This is a genomic window from Ignavibacteriota bacterium (assembly GCA_016716225.1).
In the GTDB taxonomy this organism is placed as follows: domain Bacteria; phylum Bacteroidota; class Ignavibacteria; order Ignavibacteriales; family Melioribacteraceae.
On record JADJWT010000001.1, the window covers coordinates 2620709 to 2644532 of the forward strand.

General features: G+C 30.7%; 16 protein-coding genes. 15 read left to right on the forward strand and 1 reads right to left on the reverse strand.

What is annotated here, in order from left to right:
• Positions 1-37: 37 nt before the first annotated feature.
• From IPM32_11605 to IPM32_11635, 7 genes are all read left to right on the forward strand, one after another.
• Positions 38-955 (forward strand): DUF4097 family beta strand repeat protein, encoded by a 918-nt coding sequence (locus IPM32_11605; protein MBK8945900.1) that lies wholly within the window; start codon positions 38-40, stop codon positions 953-955.
• Between the two features lie 147 nt (positions 956-1102).
• Complete coding sequence (locus tag IPM32_11610) at positions 1103-2365, forward strand: DUF5103 domain-containing protein (protein MBK8945901.1); 1263 nt, start codon at positions 1103-1105, stop codon at positions 2363-2365.
• Positions 2366-2367: 2 nt separating this feature from the next.
• Positions 2368-3357: a Gfo/Idh/MocA family oxidoreductase gene (locus IPM32_11615; GenBank protein MBK8945902.1), complete on the forward strand. Its 990-nt coding sequence runs from the start codon at positions 2368-2370 to the stop codon at positions 3355-3357.
• The gene (locus IPM32_11620) at positions 3354-3956 is read left to right on the forward strand and encodes a hypothetical protein (GenBank protein ID MBK8945903.1); all 603 of its coding nucleotides are present in this window, start codon (positions 3354-3356) and stop codon (positions 3954-3956) included. Before IPM32_11615 ends, IPM32_11620 begins: the two co-directional genes overlap by 4 nt.
• A gap of 11 nt (positions 3957-3967) precedes the next feature.
• Positions 3968-4921: an ROK family protein gene (locus IPM32_11625; protein MBK8945904.1), complete on the forward strand. Its 954-nt coding sequence runs from the start codon at positions 3968-3970 to the stop codon at positions 4919-4921.
• Between the two features lie 71 nt (positions 4922-4992).
• Positions 4993-7593, forward strand: coding sequence for an LPS-assembly protein LptD (locus IPM32_11630; protein MBK8945905.1), 2601 nt, complete (start codon positions 4993-4995; stop codon positions 7591-7593).
• A gap of 6 nt (positions 7594-7599) precedes the next feature.
• A complete protein-coding gene (locus IPM32_11635; GenBank protein MBK8945906.1) occupies positions 7600-8049 on the forward strand; it encodes an NYN domain-containing protein in 450 nt (149 codons plus the stop codon).
• Between the two features lie 13 nt (positions 8050-8062).
• On the opposite strand, the gene IPM32_11640 is transcribed toward IPM32_11635, so the two are convergent.
• Positions 8063-8824, reverse strand: coding sequence for a hypothetical protein (locus IPM32_11640; GenBank protein MBK8945907.1), 762 nt, complete (start codon positions 8822-8824; stop codon positions 8063-8065).
• A 107-nt stretch (positions 8825-8931) separates the two neighbouring features.
• Between IPM32_11640 and IPM32_11645 the strand changes: the two genes are divergently transcribed.
• From IPM32_11645 to tsaE, 8 genes are all read left to right on the forward strand, one after another.
• The gene (locus tag IPM32_11645) at positions 8932-10563 is read left to right on the forward strand and encodes a spore maturation protein (GenBank protein MBK8945908.1); all 1632 of its coding nucleotides are present in this window, start codon (positions 8932-8934) and stop codon (positions 10561-10563) included.
• A gap of 1 nt (position 10564) precedes the next feature.
• A complete protein-coding gene (locus IPM32_11650; protein MBK8945909.1) occupies positions 10565-11518 on the forward strand; it encodes a D-glycerate dehydrogenase in 954 nt (317 codons plus the stop codon).
• A 103-nt stretch (positions 11519-11621) separates the two neighbouring features.
• Positions 11622-12743 carry an alanine dehydrogenase gene (locus IPM32_11655; GenBank protein ID MBK8945910.1) on the forward strand — a complete coding sequence of 374 codons (1122 nt, stop codon included), beginning with the start codon at positions 11622-11624 and terminating at the stop codon, positions 12741-12743.
• An 11-nt stretch (positions 12744-12754) separates the two neighbouring features.
• Entirely contained in the window at positions 12755-14101 is a 1347-nt protein-coding gene (locus tag IPM32_11660; protein ID MBK8945911.1) for an acetyl-CoA hydrolase/transferase family protein, read from the forward strand.
• 6 nt (positions 14102-14107) lie between these two features.
• Positions 14108-14803: a metallophosphoesterase gene (locus IPM32_11665; GenBank protein MBK8945912.1), complete on the forward strand. Its 696-nt coding sequence runs from the start codon at positions 14108-14110 to the stop codon at positions 14801-14803.
• Positions 14804-14935: 132 nt separating this feature from the next.
• Positions 14936-21814: a cell surface protein SprA gene (gene sprA / locus IPM32_11670; GenBank protein ID MBK8945913.1), complete on the forward strand. Its 6879-nt coding sequence runs from the start codon at positions 14936-14938 to the stop codon at positions 21812-21814.
• A gap of 11 nt (positions 21815-21825) precedes the next feature.
• Positions 21826-23397 carry a bifunctional response regulator/alkaline phosphatase family protein gene (locus IPM32_11675; GenBank protein MBK8945914.1) on the forward strand — a complete coding sequence of 524 codons (1572 nt, stop codon included), beginning with the start codon at positions 21826-21828 and terminating at the stop codon, positions 23395-23397.
• A complete protein-coding gene (gene tsaE, locus IPM32_11680) occupies positions 23398-23823 on the forward strand; it encodes a tRNA (adenosine(37)-N6)-threonylcarbamoyltransferase complex ATPase subunit type 1 TsaE (GenBank protein MBK8945915.1) in 426 nt (141 codons plus the stop codon).
• The last annotated feature ends 1 nt before the right edge of the window (position 23824 follow it).

Genomic DNA, 23824 nt, shown 5'->3' on the forward strand with positions numbered 1-23824 from the left:
CTAAATATTTAGAAAAAATTTTTTGTGAGGGAAAATCATGAATAAAAAATTAACCGCAATTTTAATAACAATTTTTGTGTTCACTTTTTTAAGTTTTTCATTTGCAAAACAGATGGATAAAAAAGAACTTAATTTGTTGCAGAAGAAAAATTTTAAAGTAAGTTCCGGACAAAATTTAATTGTTAAAACGGATGTTGGCGATATTGTTATAAAATCTTGGGATAAAAATGAAGTTGATATAAAAATTTTCGGGAATAAAAATGCCGAATCAAAAATGGAATTTAGTTTTAATCAAGATGAAAAAAGTATTGAAATTATTGGGGAAAGAGAAGGCGGAAAAATATTCGGTTGGTTTAGTAAAATTGATTTGAAATATGAAATTATGGTTCCAAAAAAATTTAATTTGGATTTGAAAACTTCCGGTGGTGATCTTGTAAGCAAAACAATTGAAGGCAAACTTGATTTGAAAACTTCTGGCGGAGATATTTTTATCGAAAACTCAAGTGGAAAATTAAATGCTTCAACATCGGGTGGTGATATAAATGTTGAAAAATTTAATGGAAATTCTGATGTAGCAACATCCGGCGGTGATATTCAAATAAGTAATGCACTTGGTTTAGTAAATGCCGCAACATCCGGTGGTGATATTGTTGTAAAATCTAATCATGGTGAAGTTAATGCAGAAACTTCCGGCGGAGATGTTTTTTTGGATTATTCCGGGAATGATCAAAATATTAGTCTTTCAACATCCGGCGGTGATATTGACATAGTTGTTCCAAATTCAATAAATGCTGATGTTGAACTTAAAACTTCCGGCGGAAGCATTAGAAATAATAATTCAGAAATGGATATAATTTCTGCAACTAAATCAAAACTTATTGGAAAGTTGAATAACGGCGGAAAAAAAATAATTGCAAAAACTTCTGGTGGTGATATAAAACTCTCGCAAAAATAAATTTACTCATATAACTCCAAATTTAAATGCTGCTTTTATAGCGGCATTTTTTATATTTGTTGAAGTAGGTCATAATCTCATCCATTGTTTAGCGCTTAAAAATTGCTATTTTTAACCCTTAATTATCCACACAATTATGAATTTAAAATGCAGATAAAATCAAAAAACATTTTACTCAAATTATTTTTTGTGTATAAATTTAATTATGTAATTCTGGTATTAGTTTCATTTAATATTTTAACTTTTGCATCGGAGCCAATAATTAAAAGTCTGCAAGTTTATGTTAATGAAAATCTTCATTCATTGCCGGTTGTAAAACTTAAAAGCTCGGATAAACTAAATATTTATTTCGAAGTTGAGTCTGATGAAATTCCTTCATTTGCAATTCATTTTAAAGCTTGTAATAAAAATTGGGAACCGTATGATAATTTGCTTCTTCAAGGAACAGGCGATAATGCGTTGCACAATGTTAATGTCGAAAGACTTCCCAGTACAACCGAAGGTGCTAGTTATTATGTAAGTGAAACTTTTCCAAATAATGATGTTAAATTTAATATTAGTAGTAATTGGATTTTCTTGATAACTGATTCACACGATAAAGAAATTGTTTATGAATTTGGTAAATTTTTTGTGGTTGATAATTTCATACCAATGAAAATCAATATTCAAAATTGGCAAAGAGATGGAAAGATTTCTTCAAATACAGAATTAGACAGAGTTATGCACATAACAACTTCATTTACAATTTCAGATTCACTTGATCCTTTCAGAATAGATTACGTGAATATTATAAAAAATTATGAAATTAATTATGCACAACAAATTGATAAAAGTTCATTCCATGAAAATAAGGGATTTGAATGGGATGGAACAAAATCTTTTACATTTATCTCACGTGATTTTGAACCCGGAAATGAATACAGACAAATTAATCTAAATGACCAAAATAAATATCAGCATCCCCAAACACGCGCACACTTTGATGGAATAGAATATTCAAGGTTTTACGATTTCGGAGAAAAAGATTTAAATGGCAGTTTTAGTTTGATGCAAAAAAATAATCCATATTCTGATTATCTTGTTGCAACTTTTGAATTTAGTCCAACAAATCCAGTTGATGAAGATATTTTTATAGTTGGTTCATTTACAAATTGGGAAGTTCTTCCATGGTACAAATTAGATTTTGACGGAAAAAATTATAAAATCAGTTTGGAGTTAAAAAGAGGAATTTACGATTACCAATTTGTAAGCGGAAATATTAATGGTGAAATTGTAGATAATATTAATTGGCGAATATTTGAAGGAAATTTTTGGCAAACAAATAATAAATATTCCATATTTTTGTATTACAAATCGCCTCAGTTAGGTGAGTACGATCAGATAATTGGTTTCAAGCAAATATTGAGATAAAAATGAAAACCCTTAAAGTTGGAATTCTAGGAACCGGACACTTAGGAAAAATTCACACAAAATTAATTAAAGAAGTTCCGAGAGCAAATTTAGTTGGAGTTTATGATTTAAATTTAGATGCGGCAAAAATTGTTGCAGAAGAAAATCATACAAATTGTTTTAATAATTTAGAAGAATTTTTATCTTCGGTCGAAGCGGTTTCAATAGTTGCCACTACAAGCGCGCATTATGAATTAATTAAAAAAGCATTCGAAAAAAATGTTCACGTTTTTGTGGAAAAACCAATAACAAGTACAATTCCACAAGCAGAAGAAGTTGTGAAAATTGCTGAAGAAAAAAATCTTAAACTTCAAGTTGGTCATATCGAAAGATTTAATTCCGCTCTCTTAAGTTTGGAAAAATATCACCTCGATCCAAAATTTATTCAAACTGATAGATTGGCACAATTCAATCCGCGCGGGACTGATGTTGCGGTTGTGCTGGATCTTATGATCCACGATATTGATATAATTTTAAGTTTGATTAAAAGTAAGGTTAGTGATGTAAGAGCAAGTGGTGTTGCGGTTGTTTCTGAAAGTATTGATATTGCAAATGCAAGAATTGAATTTGAAAATGGTGCAATTGCAAATGTAACTGCAAGCAGAATTTCTCAGAAGAAAATGAGAAAAATGAGAATGTTCCAAAAAGATTCTTATATATCTGTTGATTTTAATTCCGGGGTTTCTGAGGTGTTTAGATTAATTTCTCCAAATGATATGAATCTCGAACATTTTCTATCTTTCGGAGAAATTGGAGTTGGTGAAAACAAAAAATCCGTAATTTATGAACAACCGGAAATTAAAGAAGTAAATGCTTTAAAACATGAACTTCATTTATTTGTTGATTCAGTTTTGGATAATAAACGACCAGTTGTTAGCGGAGCAGACGGATTAGAAGCATTAAAAGTTGCTCAAATTATTTTGGAAAAAATTGAGGAATCAAAGTTAAAATGATGAATAAAAGATTTATACTTTTTGTTTTATTAACTGCAATGTTTTCAGCGTGCAGTTTTTTTAATTCACTTACAAATTTATCTAAATTGAAATTTAAACTTGGAGCAGTAAATAATTTTAAAGTTGGGAATTTATTAATTTCAGAAAAAACACAATTAAACGATTTTGCAACAACTGATATTCTTAAATTAACATCGCAAGTTGTTTCGGGAAATTTTCCGGTTACTTTTACAGTAAATATTTTGGCTCAAAATCCCAATAAATCTAGTTCAAATTTAATTGCGGATATTTCTTTAAAATCATTTCCATGGACTCTTTACATAAATGATAAAAAAACAATTTCCGGTAATATTACAAAACCGATTTCAGTTCCGGCAATAGAAAATTCAACAACAATTCCTTTGGAAATGAAATTGGATTTACTTGAATTTTTTAGCGGTGATGGTTTAAATAATCTTATAAATCTTGCATTAAATTTGGGCGGTGCAAAAGGTTCACCTTCAAATATTAAAATAGTTGCAGAACCGGTTTTAGGAACTCAAATTGGTGATTTAACTTATCCAAGTCCATTAACAATTATAGATAAATCTTTTAATTAACAGAGAATTTTATGAAAATTAAATATGCAGTTGGAGTTGATTTAGGCGGTACAAAAATAAAAATTGGAATAGTTACCGAAGAAGGAAAAATTATTAAGAAAATTTCAATTCCCACACTTGCTGAAGAAGGCGTTGAAAAATCTTTGGGACAAATTAAGAAAGGTATTTCCACATTGCTTAAAGGAAATAAAAATTTAATTGAAGGAATAGGAATTGGATCACCCGGAGTAGTTTCATTAAAAAAAGGAACTGTGGAGAATCCTCCGAATTTACCGGGTTGGGGAAAAGTTCATCTTGGAAAAATTATAAGTAAAGAATTTTCTATTCCCACATTTGTAGAAAATGATGCAAATGCCGCAGCAATTGGAGAATTAATATACGGAGCCGGAAAAAATTTAAGAAGTTTTATTATGATTACACTTGGAACCGGTGTTGGCGGTGGAATAATTATCAATAACAAATTATTTAGAGGTGATACTGGTGGAGCCGGAGAAATTGGTCATGTTACTATTGATCATAACGGAGTAAAATGTAATTGTGGTTCAATTGGATGTTTGGAAGCATATTTGGGAAACAATTATTTTATAAAAGATGTTAAAGAAAAATTAAATGCTAATAAAGATTCGAAAATATTTAAGTTAGTAAATAATGATTTAAATAATCTTACTCCTCAAACGATACATGAGGCATCGCTTCTTGGCGATAAATTTTCTAAAGATTATATAAATTATTTGGGTGTAACTTTAGGTCATGGATTAGCATCAATAGTAAACATTCTTGATATTTGCAATATTATTATTGGCGGTGGAGTTTCCGGATTTGGTAAGCCATTATTTGAAGCGGCGAAGGAATCTCTAAAATCAAGAGTATTAACTTCATTAAAACCTAGAATTGAAATTTATCCGGCTGAATTAAAAAATAATGCCGGAATAAAAGGCGCTTCTTCATTAGTATTTTATGATTAAATTATTTTCAATATTTTGATTATTGTAAAATAATTATTGATACATGAATTTATTAGTTAACTAATCTGAAAATGAAGAAAGCTTTATTTGTATTTATTTTGGGAATTACGTTTTGCAATTTATTTGCACAAAATGTTGATTCACTTTCTTCAATTTCGAAAATTGACACTTCGCAAATCTCAAATCAAATAATTGATTCCGATTCTGCAAAATCAAACTCAAACGAAATTAATGATATAGTTTACAGCAGTGCAACGGATTCGCTGATGTTTAACATTCCAAATAAAAAAATGCAGATTTACGGAAATGGTGAAATAAAGTACAAGCAAACAACATTAAACGGCGGAAAAATAAATGTAAATTTTGAAACAAATGATTTGGAAGCAGAAGGAATAATTGATTCTTCAGATACAAATGCAGTAAATGGTTTGGCACAAACTCCGGTTTTAAAAGAAGGCGATGAAAATTACGAAGGAACAAAACTTCGTTATAATTTCAAAACTAAAAAGGGATTTATTTCTGCGGCAAAAAACAAAAAAGAAGATTCAAGATACGAAGGTAAAAATGTAAGCAAAGTTGATAAGAACACTTATTTTGTTGAAGAAGGAATGTTCACAACTTGCGAAAGTGATACACCGCATACCCACTTTACTGCTGAAGAAATGAAAGTTATTCAGAAAGATAAAATTATTGCTAAATGGATATTCATGCATATTGGCGGAGTACCGGTTCCAATACCAATTCCTTTCGCAGTTTTCCCAAATGAAAAGGGGAGACGTTCCGGTTTAATTGCACCAAATTATGGATATGTGAAAGATAAAGGTCAATACTTTAGAAATTTCGGTTACTTTTTTGCAATTAGTGATTATATGGATTTGACTTTAAACTCAGATTATTATATGCGCGGCGGTTATGGTTTAAGAAGCAGATTTAGATATGCAAAAAGATATGATCTAAACGGAAGTTTAAATGCCGGTTATTCTAAAGTTTTAGTTGGCGAAGATAATGACCCCGATAAAAAAAGAAGTACGGATTGGAATATTTCATTATCCCATAATCAAACTTTTACACCAACTTTGAATTTATCGGCGAATTTAAATTTTCAATCCAGTTCTTACTTAACAAATAACAGCTCAAGTTATGATGATCTTTTAAGACAAAATGTAAGTTCCAATGCTACATTAACAAAAAGATGGGATGAAAGCGGTAATAGTATTAATATAAATTATAGCAGAACTCAAAATTTAAAAACCGGTGATATTACAGAAATTTTGCCAAGTTTAAGTTTTAATAAATCGCAAAGCTATCCATTTAAAAGTGAAACAAGTACTCCGAGTAATCAAAAATGGTATGAGTATATCGGCTATAATTATTCAGCACAATTTAGAAATAACAGAAATAAAATTGATAATAATCTAAAAATTCGAGGCGGAATTCAACATAATATTTCTGTTAGTGCATCTCCAAAATTTAGCTATTTTAATATTACTCCAAGTTTAAGTTATGTAGAAAAATGGTATAACAAAAAAACAAATTATGTTGTTGAAACTGTTCAAGATATTTCAAATTCTCCGAGTTTGTTAAATTCATTTTATAAAACAAGTGATCAAGATACTGTAATTTCAAAAGATAAACATGAAATTAATATGATTCGTACATTCCGTTTTAGTTTGGGAACTTCAACAAAATTGTATGGAATGTTTCAACCGCAATTGTTGGGAATTGATGCTTTTCGTCATACACTAATTCCAAGTATTTCATACAATTATGCTCCGGATTTCTCCGATGCGAAATGGGGTTATTATGATTCTTATACAAAAACAGATGGAACAATTGTAAAATATGATCCGTATGCAAATGAAGTATTTGGTGGCGCAAGCAGAGGAGAATCGCAGAGTATTAATTTTTCTTTAGGCAATGTTTTTGAAATGAAAACTATGAAAGATCCAACAGACACAACCTCAGAAGCGAAAAAAATTACATTATTAAATTTTGATGTTTCTACCGGTTATAATTTTGCGGCAGATAGCAATAAACTTTCCGATTTAAATTTAAATTACAGAACAAATATTAGCAATCTCATAAATTTTTCCGGCTCATCAAGTTATACTTTTTATGATTATATAGACGGGCAAAGAATCAATCAATATCTTGCTGAAAACGGGAAAGGCTTGCTAAGATTAACCCGCTTGCAGTTTTCATTTTCTACAACTCTTTCCGGTGAAAAACTTTCCGGTGAAAACAGAACTGGAAAAAAGATTGATGAGAACGAAGAAGAATTTGCGGCATTTAAGAAAAAAGATAATGTTGGTTTATATGATGAACAAGATACAGATTTTTCAATTCCGTGGAATTTAAGTTTGAATTACACATATAATTTTTCAAAACCAACGCCGGCACCAGGTGAAGTAAATTCAAATCTCGGAATTAATCTCGGGTTCAATCTTACAAAAAATTGGAAATTCGGAATTATGGGAAATTATGATTTTCAAAGAGATGAAATTGCCGCGCCGCGAATTACGGTTTACAGAGATTTAGAATGTTGGGAAATGAATTTTAGCTGGAATCCAATTGGCACTTACACAGGATTTAGATTCGAGATAAGAATGAAAGCCCCGGAATTGCGTGATGTTAAAGTAACAAAAACCGGCGGATGGAATTCAGGAAGATAATTATTAATGAAAATTTATTTAATTGATGGAAATAATTTAATCGGTAAAATTAAATCCGTTCAGAATATTCATCAAAAAACTAAAAATCAATCACGACAAAATCTTGCCAAAATTCTTGATAAATATTTTTCTGATAAAAAAGTTAAAGTTCATCTACACTTTGATGGATTTGAAAATGATCCGATTTCTTCGGCAAAAATGAAAATAATTTATTCAAATAATAAATCAGCTGATTCCGAAATAATAAAAGAAATTGACAATTCTAAAAATCCTAAATTATTAGTTGTTGTAAGTTCTGATTCAAAAATTAATAATTATGCAAAAGTGAATAGCTGCGAAACAATTAAGAGTGAGGATTTTGCAAAACTAATTTTAAAGAGAAAAAATATTTCCGAAGAACAAATTCAAAAAACAATTGCAGAAAATGAAATTAAAAAATTATTCGGAGTTGAATAGTTTGAGAATAATTTTATATCAATTTCATATCACCCAAAAATGGTAATTTTTCTCTAATTGTTTTAACTTCATTCAAGTCGATTTCGCAATAAATTAATTTTTCTTCATTTTCAGCTAAAACCAATTCTTCGCCCATTGCATTAAAAACAGCAGAACATCCGTTATATTCAAAGTACGGATCAGTCCCAATTCTATTGGCTCCAATAACAAAACATTGATTTTCAATTGCACGAGCTTTTAATAAAGTTTTCCAATGTTCAATTCTTTTAATAGGCCAATTTGCAATATTAATTAAAATTTCCGCTCCTTGTTTAGTATTCATTCTAAACAATTCTGGAAATCTTAAATCGTAACAAATTGAAAGTCCAATTTTATTCATATTAATTGTTGAAACAACAATTTCATTGCCCGCAGAATAATTTTCATTTTCTTTTGCTAAAGTAAACGGATGAATTTTTCTATACACAGCTTGAATTATTCCCCAAGAATTAATGTGATATAGAGAATTATAAAATTTGGAATTTTCTTTTTCAATAATTCCGGCAATAATTTCTAATTTTTTTCTTCGCGCAAGTTTGAGAAAATATGTAATTCCGGTTCCGTCAATTTCTTCGGCATTTGCTTTCGCATCCATTGTGAAGCCGGTTAGAGTCATTTCTGGAAAAATTAAACACTCGGTTCCTTTTTCCAAATTAGAAATTAATTTTTCAATTGATAAAATACTTTCTTCTTTATTGTTCCAGCTTGGGCTAAATTGACAAATTGCAATTTTCATTTTATTTCTTAAAATATTTCTAAAAATGTTGATGTTAAATTATTGTAATAATTTATAACTTGTAACGCAAATTTCAATTTTTCTTCTCTAAAATCAAGGAGTTCGAAATGCTAAATTATGTTTGGCTTGCTTTATTAATGTTGGGAATTGGTGTTGCATTAACAACGGACATAATTGAAAAATCCGAAAACAAGTATCAGAATAATGTAAAATTATCTTCACAAATAATTTTGGAAGATTCATCCGGAAATTATAAATCTGGAAAAACTCAAGTTAAAATTATAATTCCAAAAGAAAAATTTAATTCATTCTATAAGACTGAAAGTCAAACTGATATTGAACAAGAAGCTTCATTGACTTTCTCCGATGAAAAAAAATCTGGCTTAATATTTATAAAAGTTGATGAAAACACTCCGGAGTTTTGGAAAAAGATGGCAAAAATATCCGGGAAAGATGATGATTTAACGGGAGAAATATTTATTGGAAATAAAATAAATTCCAAAACATTTTCAGCAGATTTAGTTTTAGAAAATATATCGTTTGCAAAAATGAAGGAAGTAACAAATTCAGCTTTGGATTATGCTGGAATTGCTGTTGATATTGCTTTAGGATTAATTGGAATTATGACTTTATGGCTTGGTGTTATGAAAGTTGCAGAAGAAGCTGGGCTAATAAAAATTATTGCAAACGTTATGAAACCAATTACAAAATTTCTATTTCCTTCAGTGCCTCAAGATCATCCAGCAATGGGTGCAATGATAATGAATATGGCTGCAAATATGCTCGGACTTGGAAATGCAGCAACCCCATTTGGGTTAAAAGCAATGGAAGAACTTGACAAATTAAATCCGAATAAAGGTGTTGCCACAGATGCAATGTGTACATTTTTAGCTGTAAATACAGCCGGGTTAACTCTAATTCCCGCAACAGCAATTGCGGTTAGAGCAGCTTCTGGAAGCAGCGATCCGGCGATTATTATCGGGACTTCAGTATTTGGTGCATCTTGCGCAACAATTGCGGGAATTACATCCGCAAAAATTTTAGAAAAATTTCCACTTAAAGATGGTGGAATTTCCGGTTTACTAAAATCAAGTAAAAAGAGTATAACAATTTTTTCTTTAGCACTAATTTTAATTTTTGTTTTAGCTATTTCTGGTTTAGCAACTACAGTTATGAGCTATTTAAGTTTTCTAAATCCGGAGTTATTCAAAACAATTATTCAAATTATTTCCATTCTTGCAATTCCTATGTTGATTTTTATTTTTATTGGTTATGGTGCAATTAAAAAAGTTAAAATTTATGAAATGTTTATTGAAGGGGCTAAAGAAGGATTTAATGTTGCAATCAGAATAATTCCTTATTTAGTTGCAATGCTTGTTGCAATTGGAATTTTTAGAGCCGGTGGAGCAATGGAAATGTTGATTTACATTTTAACTCCAATTACAAATTTAATTGGAATGCCGGCTGAAGCATTGCCAATGGCTTTAATGCGCCCTCTTTCCGGTTCCGGTTCTTTAGGTGTTATGGCTGAAATTATTGCTACTCATGGTCCGGATTCAATGATTGGAATTTTAGTTTCAACATTTTTCGGAAGCTCCGAAACTACATTTTATGTAATTGCAGTTTACTTTGGAGCAGTAAATATTAGAAAAATTCGTCACGCACTTGCTGCCGGTTTAATTGCAGATATTGCCGGAGTTATTGGTGCAATATTTATAGTAAGATTATTATTTGGATAATATGAAAGTTGTAACCACAAAAAAACTTCCTTCAATTGCAAAAGAATTGCTATTAAAAAATAATATTATTGTTAAGGAATTTTCTTCAAATAGAAATTTAACTCGAACTGAATTAATAAAATTTTGCAAAGATGCAGATGGAATAATTTCGGTTCTTTCCGATAAGTTTGATCAAGAAATTATTGATCAATTGCCAAAATGTAAAATTATTGCAAACTACGCCGTTGGCTTTAATAATATTGATATTTGTTATGCTAAACAAAAGGGAATTGTTGTTACAAACACTCCGGATGTTTTAACCGATGCTACGGCAGAAATTGCAGTTTCATTAATTCTAACTTGCTCAAGGAAAATAATTGAAGCAGAAAATTTTGTTCGAATGAAAAAATTTAAAGGGTGGGAACCACAACTTTTTCTTGGAATTCAACTTACCGGAAAAATGGTAGGAATTGTAGGTGCGGGAAGAATTGGACAAGCTACTGCAAAACGAATGAAATCTTTCGGCTGTGAAATTTTATATTATTCAAAAAATAAAAAATTGGATTTTGAGAAAGAGTTAAACGCAAATAAAGTTTCACTTGAAAAATTGTTGAAAGAATCGGATATAATCTCAATTCACCTTCCGTTAAATTCCGAAACAAAAAATTTACTGAGTAAAGATAAATTAGATTTACTAAAGCCTACTGCAATAGTTATAAATACTGCTCGTGGTGAAATTATTGATGAGAAATATTTGATTTATTTATTGAAAAATAAAAAAATATTTTCAGCTGGTTTTGATGTTTACGAAAATGAACCAAAATTAAATAAATTTCTTTTCAAATTAAATAATGTTGTACTACTTCCTCATATTGGCAGCGCAACTTTGGAAACAAGAAATAAAATGGCAGAGCTTGCTGCAAATAACATTATAAATGTTTTTAATGGAAAAAATGCTTTAACACCGGTTGGATAATTCTTTTTACCCAAATAACTTATAATTTTGAAAGAATTAAAAAACTTTTGATTTGACTGCAAATTCTATTTATTTTGATATATAACTAAATAAAAATTTTTATATGAGAATCGGAATTCCAAAAGAAACATTAAGAGAAGAAAAAAGAGTTGCCATTGCTCCAGCCGGAGTTGATGCATTAGTAAAAGCGGGACATTCAATTTTTATTGAAACTCAAGCCGGAATTGGGAGTCATTTTACTGATCAAGATTATGTTAATGTTGGGGCAGCTATCGTTTACAGTCCAGAAGAAGTTTTTCAGCGTGCGGAACTAATTGCAAAAGTTACACCGCTAACTGACGAAGTAGCAAATTTAATTCAAGAAAATCAAATAATATTTTCTTTTTTGCATTTATCTGTCGGTAAAAAAAATATTATGGAAAAATTGATTGAAAAAAAAGCTGTTGCAATTAGTTATGAATTAATTGAAAAAAATGATCAACTGCCGGTATTACAAACAATTAGTGAAATTGCCGGTCAGCTTGCAATTCAAATTGGAAGTAAATATTTAAAGAGTGATGTACCATCCGGAAGAGGAATTTTATTAGGAGGAATTCCTGGTGTTGCACCTGCTGCAGTTGTAATTCTTGGCGCTGGCGTTGTTGGATTTAATGCCGCCCGAACTGCATATTCATTAGGTGCACAAGTAATTGTTTTGGATACAGATTTGCGAAGATTAAGAAGAATTGAAAATTCAGTTTCAAAAAATATTACCACAGTTGTTGCAAATCCTTTAACAATTGCTAGAGGAATTAAATTTGCCGATTTATTTATCGGTGCAGTTCAAATTAAAGGTGAAAAATCTCCAAATATAATTACTGAAGAAATGGTAAAGTCAATGAAAAAAGGTTCAGTAATTGTTGATGTTTCAATTGATCAAGGAGGTTGTGTTGAAACGAGTTACCCAACTACTTTATCAGATCCAATTTTTATCAAACACGATGTAATTCATTATTGTGTTCCAAATATTCCCGCACTTGTTGCTAGAACTGCAAGTTATGGTTTAACAAATGCTTCTCTTGAATACATTATGAACATTGCCGATAATGGCTTATCTAACGCCTTATTAGGAGATTTGGGATTATCAAGAGGTGTTTGCACATATATGGGAACTTGCACTAATGAAGTTATTGCAGAAACATTTGATCTTGAATATCGTAGGCTTCATATTTTTTCAACGAATTAAAAAGTAAAAAAATGACATCAGAAATATTAAATAGAACACAAAAAGTTACTTGGCGAGAAAAATATAAGTCAAAAGTTTTTTCTTCAGATGATGCGCTTAAAGTTGTAAAATCCGGTGATAAAATTGTAATTCAACCCGGCTGCGCAGCGCCGATGGAACTTATAAAAGCCTTAGTTAGAAAAAAAGATGAACTTAGCGATGTATTATTATATCATATTTTAATTGTTGGCGATCTTCCTTACTTAGCTCCGGGAATGGAAAAACATTTTACTCATAAAGCTTTTTTCATTGGCGGAAATGCAAGAAAATCAGTAAACGAAGGAAGAGCAGAATTTATTCCAATTTTTCTTTCAGAAGTTACAATGTTGTTTAAACGTGGAGTAATTGTTCCGGATATTGCTTTAATAAATGTTTCTCCGCCTGATGAACATGGATTTTGCAGTTATGGAATTGATGTTGGAAATATTAAAACTCCCGCTGAAAAAGCAAGAATAGTAATTGCACAAATTAATGATCAAATGCCGCGCGGTTTAGGAAATAGTTTTATTCATTTAAACAAAATTGATTTTATTGTTGAACAAAGTGAACCATTAATGGAACTTCCACAAGTTGATCCAAATACTTCACAAAATATGTTGGCAAGTTATGATAAAATTGGTCAGTATATTGCTGGAATGATTGAAGATGGATCAACGCTTCAAATGGGAATTGGTGCAATTCCGGATTCTGTAATGAAGAATTTAAAAAATCATAAAGATTTAGGGATTCATACGGAAATGTTCAGCGATGGAATTATTGATTTGGTTGAATCCGGTGTAATTAATGGTGAGAAAAAAACTTTACATCCTGGGAAAATAATTGCCGGCTTTGTTCTCGGCACAAAAAGATCATTTAATTTTATAGATAATAATCCAATATTTGAATTTCATCCACAAGAATATATTAATAATCCATTTATAATTGCTCAGAATAATAAAATGGTTGCAATTAATTCTGCATTGGAAATTGATTTAACCGGTCAAGTTTGTTCAGATTCAATTGGAACAAAATTTTATAGCGGCATTGGCGGACAAGTTGATTTTATTAGAGGTGCGGCTCATTCAGAAGGAGGAAAACCAATTATTGCACTTCCATCAACTACTAAGGATGAAAAAATTTCTCGAATTGTACCAATTTTAAAACCGGGGGCGGGGGTAGTTACATCAAGAGGTGACGTTCATTTTGTTGTAACCGAGTACGGGGTTGCAAATCTTTTTGGTAAAAGCATTCAAGAACGCGTAAAAGCGTTAATAAAAATTGCTCACCCAAAATTTAGAGATGAACTAACTAAATTTGCTAAAGAAACATATTATATTTAGGAAAATATGATTGCAGTAATTGGCGATATCCACGGATGTTATTACACCCTAAAAGAATTGTATTCAAAAATTAAAAATTTATATCCTTCCGCAGAAATTTTTTCTGTTGGTGATTTATTAGACCGCGGACATTATTGTTTGGAATCAGTTGAATTTGTTAAAGAAAACGGAATAAAATTTACACCAGGTAATCATGATTTAATGTTTACGCATTTCTTTAAATCACCCGGAAGTATTTTTGCAAGAACATGGATTCATAATGATAATGGTGAAACTTTAGCTGCTTATGAGTTTGAACCGGATAAAATTTGGGATCATATTGAATTTATTGAGCAACAACCGTATTGGTATAATCATGAAGATGCGTTTATAACACATGCTGGTTTTTCATCATTTTATAAAAAATTTCTTAAAACCGGCTATAAAAAAGATTTAAACTTACTTGGTGAAATTATCGATCATGAAATTGAATCAGATCATGGAGTAATGTGGAATAGGGATAAACTTTTGGATTTAGGTAAACTTCAAATTGTGGGACATACCCATAATCTAGAAGCAAAAATTGATAAATCCGCGCATGCACTATACATAGATACTGGAGCTTTTAGAGGAAATAAATTAAGTGCGGCAATCGTTGAGCACAGCAAAATTATTGAGATTTTATCCGTTAATACTGTTCCAAAAGATATTCATAAAATATAGGCATATATTTTTGACTATTTAATTCGTTTGTTGATAATTAATATTGAAATAGATAATTTTCCATTCCTATTAAAAAGGAGGTTTTATAGCATAATTTTTTACAATAATTAAAATTCTCAATTATTAGGCTTTTTGTACAATTTGAATTTAGAGAATAAAAATAAAATAAATATATCATTTGCATCTCTGGTAGTTTTAATATTATCAGCTTTTGCTTTTATATTTGCTGCCAACTCAAACTCACCAAAGAATTTTGAAAGTGAAAACCAAAATTTAAATTTTGATGAAATTATTTCTGACATTAGTAATTTACATCTAGAAGATTCCGATTCCACAAATTTATTTGGCTCTGATACTACAAGATTTGATTCGTTAAATTTTTCAAATATGTATTATGATTCAACCAAATTTGATTCGATGAAACTTGACTCAACTTATCGTTTAAAGAATTTTAAATATGTAAGAACAGATAACAAATTTTTATCCTTAAAGCCGGAAAGAAAAATTGGCTTTTACGCTTATCCATCTGAAAGATTTGTGAAAAGAACAGTTGAATTAGATTCCACCGGAAGTTTTGTTATAATAAGGGAATTTATTGCGAATAATGAAATAAGATTTCCAATAAAAATCCCGATTGAAGAATATATTGAAATGCGTTTAAAAAATGTTGAAAGAGGTTCTTGGGAAAATTTAGGTTATAAATATGAATTAAAAGAATCTGCTGATGATTTAGGTCAACTTATTAAAGATATTACAAATATAGAAATTCCGTTACCAAGTGTAGGAATCTTAAGCATATTTGGCCCGCCTAAAATAAGTTTAAAAATTTCAGGCGCGGTTGATATTCACGGAGCTTGGAGAAATGAAACAACAGAAGGTGTAACTGCATCGCTTTTGGGAAATACAAGAAATGAACCAGATTTTAAACAACAAGTTCAAATTAATGTTAATGGTTTAATTGGCGATAAATTAACAATTGGTGCTGACTGGAACACAGAAAGAACATTTGAATATGAGAACCAGCTAAAGCTTAATTATAAAGGTTATAAGGATGAAATTGTTCAAAGTGTTGAAGCGGGAAATGTTTCTTTACAGACTTCGCCATTAGTTGGCGGCGGTGAAGCTTTATTTGGAATAAAAGCATTATTTCAATTTGGACCATTTAGTTTAACAGCTTTGGCATCACAAAAGAAAAGTGAAATTGAAGAAGTTGCAGTATCCGGTGGAACTCAAAAAAGTGAATTTGAAATTCATGCATATGATTATTCTCCAAATCATTATTTTGTTGATATAGCTTATGCTGATCCAACTTTAAATTTATTCGAAAAATATTATGCAAATGCAAATCCCGTTGTAGATAACAGATATAAAATTAAAGAAATTGAAGTATGGAAAACAACATCACAAAGAATTGATATTAGTAAAGAGCAAAAAGCAAATGCCTATATTGATCTTGATCCAAGAGAATCGGATACTTCGCTAACACTTTATCCAAATTCTCTTAGAGAAATTACCGGAAATTCAATTCCAGGTAAAAGTATTATTGGAGGAAGATTCGTTCGAATGATAGAAGGTGTGGATTATGATGTAAATATTTATGCCGGTTTTATAAGTTTTAGAACACAAATTAATACCGAAGACGCAATTGCAGTTGCTTATAGAACTGAAGGTGAACCGGGAGCAGTTGACAATTATTACGGAGAATTTTTAAAAGAATTTTCAGATACTTCATCAGTAATCGTTTTGAAATTAGTAAAGCCAGAAGATCTGCAACCCGGAGGAAGTTTTGAAGAAGCTTGGAAATTACAATTAAAAAATATTTATCCAATTGGCGGAAGAGATGTTAACAAAGAAGGATTTAAATTAGATATTAATTATCAAGTTCCGGGACAAGAACCAGTTAGAGAACTGGAAGGAAAAAATATTTTAGAAACATTTGGGTTAGATTTAAGTGATGAAAGTGGAGGAGGAAATCCCGATGGAGCTTTTGATTTTGATCCTGGCAGAACAATTTTTACAAAAACCGGAGAAATAATTTTCCCAAAATTGCAGCCATTCGGAAGAGATTTTCCATTTGCAAAAGAACTTGCATATCAAGCTGTTTATGATACTACAGTAACTTATGCAAAAAATGATAAAGCACAAGATAAATTTATTATTATTGGTGAATATTCTGCTGCTGCATCATCTGTTTATAATATCGGATTTAATGTTGTTGAAAATTCTGTTAAAGTAAGTTTAGATGGAAGACCTTTAGAAAATGGAACTGATTATAGCGTTGATTATAATATTGGTCAAGTAATAATTAGAAATGCAGATGCATTAGTTCCAGGAGCTAATCTCAAAATTACTTACGAGAAAAATGATTTATTTCAACTTGCATCAAAAACACTTTTAGGTTTTAGAGGAATTTATGATGTAAGCGAGAAAACCAAATTTGGTTTTTCTTATTTAAATTTAAATCAAACCACTCTTAGCGACAAAGTAAGAATTGGTGAAGAGCCGCTAAACAATTCTATTTTTGGTTTGGATTTTCAAACCGGAATTGATTTGCCATTTTTAACAAAAGGATTGGATTATCTAATCTCAACGAAAGAAATGTCATCTTTCAATGTTAAAGGTGAATTTGCTTATATGAGTCCGGATCCAAATACAAAAAAGAGTAACATAAAAAGTGATAACGACCAAAGCATTGCTTACATTGATGATTTTGAAGGAGCAAAAAGAATTATACCTATTGGAGTTAACTATACCGGCTGGAAAGATATTAGTATTCCGGATTCAATACCCGGATTAGAGAATTTGGAAAATTCTGAAATTATGGAGCACAAAGCCCACAGTTACTGGTTTAATAGAATCCCATCAAGTATTAGAGTCGATTCTATTTGGGGTAACAGGAAAGATGCGCCAAGAAAAGATAATGATATTACAGTTATGGATTTTATTTTCAATCCAAGCAGAAGAGGAACCTATAATTATAACCCTAATTTAGACAACCGAGAAAGAAATTGGGGCGGAATGATGCGCGGACTTTCATCTTCAGCTGGAAATCTTGTTGAAGAAAATGTTGAATATATTGAATTTTGGGTTGATGTAATTGCTCCCGATCCAAATAAAAAGATTATCATTGATCTCGGTCAAATTAGTGAAGACATTGTACCTAACAATGTTTTTGATACAGAAGATAAAATTGCAAATAATGATATTCTTGATGAAGGTGAAGATACCGGACTTGATGGACTTACAGATGCTCAAGAGATTGAACTTTATGGTGATGTTGATGGAAATGGAGATCCAAGTAATGATAACTTTACATATTCGCCGGGATCTTTTGATTATTCAACAATTAATGGTACAGAGGGAAATGCAAAATTAACCGATGTTGGCGGAAGACTTCCGGATGCTGAAGATTTAAAAGATAGAGATTATACGTTGGATAAAGTTAATAGTTATTTCAGATATGAAATTCCGCTCGATACTTCAAAACAAAACAATCCTTTCATAAGTGGAATTGGTGAAAAAAATTGGCGTCAATTCAGAATTCCGTTGAGACAACCTACAACTCAGATTGGAACCCCCACTTTAACATTAGTTGAAGCAATTAGATTTTGGGTGAGTGGACTTGAATCAACTATGAGAGTAAGATTTGCAGAAATGAATTTAGTTGGAAATCAATGGCAGAAAGTTATTATTCCAGGTAAGGTAAGTGAGAATGATACAACACTTGAAATTGCAACTATCAATTATGAAGATGATCCAAGTTACATTAGTCCTCCCGGAGTTACAAGAGAACGAGATAGAACTCAAACTGAAGAAGTTATTTATAAAAATGAACAAGCATTAAAGTTAAGCATTAGCAAACTTAAAGATGGAGAGAATAGAGAAATTGTAAAATATTTATTTAAACCTCTTGATGTTTTTGACTATAAAGAAATGAAATTATTTATTCGCGGTGATCAAAATGATCTGCCGGGATCAATTTCATATTATGAAGATGAAAATAATTACGGTACGGAAGTTTATTTTAGATTCGGTACTGATACTTCGCACTTTTATGAATATCGAATGCCGGTTACAAAAGGTGATCCCTTAAAAAATGGTTGGAGTGAAATTTCAATATTATTTGAAAAATTAACTGCTATTAAACAAGTAAGAACAGATGTTACTGAATATTATTCAGAAGCTGTTGAAGGACTTGCTGGTCATTCATTTGGTGTTAAAGGAAATCCATCTTTAACTAAAGTAAATTATTTTTCGTTCGGAATAATTAATCCAAACAATAAAGGTATAACTACTGGTGATGTTTCCGGTGAAATTTGGGTTAATGAATTAAGAGTTTTAGGCGCTGATGATACTCCAGGTATGGCATACAGCGGTTCAACACAATTTAAATTGGCAGATTTGTTAACTGTGAGTTTAAACGCAAGTAAAACTGATCCATATTTTCATAAATTAAGTCAACGATTCGGCTCTCGAGTTGATAATTCAAGCTGGAGCGGATCGGTAAATTTGGATGTGCTAAAATTCATTCCATGGAATTTAACCGGTAGCAGTCTAAGTGTAAATTATGCTAGATCGGAAACAGTCTCTAAACCTTTATATGTGCCGGGAACTGATATAAATGTTGATGAAGCTGTAAAGTTAGAAACTGAAAAATTAACAAGAAACGGTTTAAGCGAAACTGAAGCACAAAATATTGCAGATGAAACAATTAGAAAAACTTCACAATCTTTAAATATTTCAGATACTTGGTCGCTATCAAGCATTAAATTTAAATTGCCGAGCAAAAGTTGGTATATAGAAGACATTATAAATAATTTACAATTTTCTTTCAGTTTTAATAAAACATACAGCAGAAATCCGCAAATGATTTTTTCGAGCGGATGGCAGTGGAACGGAAGCGGAAAATATGCACTTAACTTCAGTAAAGAGAATTATATTTTTGCAGCAGATATTCCATTATTAGGAAGCTTAATTGAACTATTTAAAGATTATAAAAATGTAAAAATCTATTTTTCACCCCAAACATTTTCAACGGGACTTTCAGCTTCTCGAAGAAACTCAGCAAGTTTAAGTCGGCAAGAAAGTGCTGCAATAAATACTCAAAGGGATTTTACTGCAAAAAGAGATTTTGGATTCAATTGGAAAATTACTGAAGGTGGACTTTTAAATTTAGGAATTGGATACAATGTAAACGTTGCCTCATCATTTGCACACTTACTTACTATTGATGATTTGGGCAGACCGGAAAGTGATGTTTGGAGAGATATTTTAAATGGACAATATTTCGGGAAAGATTACAGTTATACGCAAAGCTTCAATCTAAAAACTGATCCAAAATTACCACAGTTATGGGATTTGAATAAATATTTGAATATTACACTTGGTTTTACAAATTCATATAATTGGCAGAATAATTTTAAGCAAGATACATTGGGTAGAAGCGGCGGATTTTCAAATAATATTCGTGCTGGATTAAGTATTAAACTAAAATCCTTAACCGCACCATTGTTCATGGAAGAGAAAGTTGTTGGTACTTCAGGAAATGCAAATGCAAGAAATCAAGCAAGAGGAAATGTAAGGAAACCGTCAAATGTAAAAACTGTAAGCGAAGATTCTGATGAAACAGAAAAATCGGAACAAGAAGAATCAGAAAAAGAAGAAATAGAAAAAGGACAAACAGACGAACGAAGAGATGAAAATAAAAAAGAAAAATTAGTTGTTGATGAATTAGAAATTGATTCTATTAAAACCGAACCGGGGACACCAATTTTTTCTACTGCGTTAAATTATTTAAAACTCGCATCCAAATGGTTATTTTTTGACTATGAAAATATTAGTATGGATTTTTCTCAATCTGTTTCTGCAAGTGGAAGTGGAATTAAAGCTAAAGGAACCGGATTTACAAATTTTTGGGGGCTACAATCAATTGATGAAAATGGACCATCAAGATCTTTTATGCTTGGATTAAGTAGAAATATTGGTCCACGCGCACCAAATGGGAATTTATCGGATAACTTTTCCGAAAAAAACTCCTTTGATATTAAAACTTCCAGACCTTTATGGGAAGGAGCTACAGTAAGCTTAAACTGGAATGTCGGTTGGGGAATGAATAAAACCACAAGAATTACAACAGATGAATTTGGTAATGTTCAAATTAATGATATCACCTCAACCGGAACTTTGGATAAATCTTATATGTTTTTACCAATATTCTTTTCAAACTCTGGAATTTCTGAAGTTTATAAACTTTACCAAGCAGATAAAAATAAAAATATTGCAAAAGCTTTTGAAGATGGATTTGAGAGCATGCCGCTATTAGAAAATATTCCAATTTTAAAAGAATTTTCTAAATATATTCCTAGAGCAAATTGGCGATTGGATTGGCGTGGTTTGGAAAAGTTTGAATTTCTAAAAGGAATTGCGAAATCAGTATCGCTAAATCATGCATATAATTCTTCATATACGGAAGGTTGGAAAGTTGATCCAGATGGAAAGAAACAAACTCAAACACAAAGAATTAATTACGGTTTTGCACCACTTCTTGGTATGAACGTTACATTTGATAATATTTGGGGCGGAAACTTAACAAGTGCAGTTAAATATTCAACAAAATCAAGTTTCGATCTCGGGATTACAACAAGAAATATTACAGAATCTTTTACACGGGATATTAATATTACGGCAAGTTTTTCAAAAGCTGGATTTTCACTTCCTATGTTTGGTTTGGATTTAAAGAATGATATCGAAATGTCTTTATCATACACTAGTGCGCAAAACTCTGTTGTAATTTTTGAAATGGATACTGAAGAATTTAGCGAAAAAGGAAAACCGCAAGATGGTACAACAAGAACAATTATTGAACCAAGAATAAAATATACATTAAGTTCAAAAGTTACACTTTCGATATTTTACAAACGTACAGCCGTTGAGCCTGAAGGAGCTTCAAGAATTCCTCCAACCACAACAAATGAAGCTGGTTTGGATGTTCACATAGCAATTCAACCATAAAAAAAATGCAAATGAAAAATTATAAAATTCTCTGGGTTGATGATGAAATCGAAATGCTTCGGTCTCATATTTTATTTTTAAATGAAAAAGGTTACGATGTCAAAACCGTTACAAATGGAAAAGATGCAATTTCTGAAATAAAAAATAGAGAATATGATTTAATATTTTTGGATGAAATGATGCCAGGAATGGGAGGTTTAGAAACACTTTCCGTAATTAAAGAATTGAAACCAAATATTCCGGTTGTTATGGTTACAAAAAGCGAAGAAGAATCTTTAATGAATGATGCAATTGGAAGTAAGATTACAGATTACCTAATAAAATCAGTTGTTCCATCGCAAATATTAATGGTATGTAAAAAAATTCTTGACGGCAAAAAAATTTCCGAAGAATATGTTACTAAAGATTATTTAGAAGATTTTAGTAAAATTTCAAAACGACTTTTAGATAATTTGGATTTTGATGATTGGATTGATATAAATCTCAAAATGGTTAATTGGGATATGGAACTTGACAGCCATAGAGAAGTTGGTTTACAGCAAACTTTATTAGAGCAAAAAAAAGAATGTAATCAAGAATTCTCAAAATATATTGAAAACAATTATGAAAATTGGATTCACAACAAAGGCGGTGAAAATGTTCCGCTTTTAACCACAGATATTGTTGAGCAATTTGTACTTCCTCATTTAGCAAGTGCCGAAGGTCCGGTATTTTTCTTCGTACTTGATTGTCTTCGTTTGGATCAATGGCAACTTATGGAAAAACATTTATTGGAATATTTCTCAATAGAAAAAGATTATTATTATTCCATTTTGCCCACAGCAACTCCGTTTGCAAGAAATTCATTGTTCAGCGGTTTGTATCCTTCTGAAATTGAAAATTATTATCCAGATTTATGGCAGGACAATAAGGATGATGAAAGAAGTCAGAATAAATATGAAAAGGATTTGCTTCAATTTTTACTTGATCGAAAGCGAATAAAATTAGATAATGATTTGAAGTATATGAAAATTATTGATCCGGATGTTGGAAGATCATTTGAGCAAAATATAGTTTCGCATAAGCGAACGCACTTTATGGCAGTAGTTGTAAACTTTTTGGATATGCTTGTTCATGGAAGATCAGATTCTGAATTGATAAAAGAAATTGCACCAAATGAAGCTGCGTTTAGATCGCTTACAAATAGCTGGTTTCAGCATTCATCATTATTTGGAACATTTAGAAATATTGCAAATATGAATAAGGCAAAAATTATAATTACAACTGATCATGGAAGTATTATTACACGAAGAGCCGCAAAAGTTTTTGCCGATAGAGAAACATCAAAAAATCTCAGATTTAAAATTGGAAAGAATTTAAAAGTTGATCCAAAATTTGCAATGCAAATTACAAATCCAAATAAATTTAAATTGCCGAAACATGGAGTAACGGGTAGTTACATTATCGCTAAAGAAGATTATTATTTTATTTATCCCACGGAATACCACAAATATTTAAATCACTATAAAGATACATTTCAGCATGGCGGAATTTCAATGGAAGAAATGATTCTGCCCGTTATAACAATGGAGAGTAAAGTTTAGTTGAAAACTTTATTGCAATCGGAAATTCATGATCTTTCCGAATTAAATAATTTTGCCATTGAAATTTCAAATATCTTAAAAAATGGTGACGTAATTTTTCTTGAAGGAAATTTAGGAAGCGGCAAAACTACTTTGGTAAAATCTATTTGTTTAAATTACGGAATTGAAAATGTTGTTAGTCCGTCTTTTGCAATTGTAAACGAATATTTTGGTAAAGTTCAAATTTATCATTTTGATTTTTATAGAATAAAAAAAATTGAAGAACTTTACGATATTGGTTTTCATGATTATTTGAATAACGATGAAGCAATCAAATTTATTGAATGGGCTGAATTATTTCCTGAAATTTTACCGAATAATTTTTTAAAAATAATTATCAATCAAAATGAAAATGAAGTTAGAAAAATTGAAGTAATCAAAAGTTAAT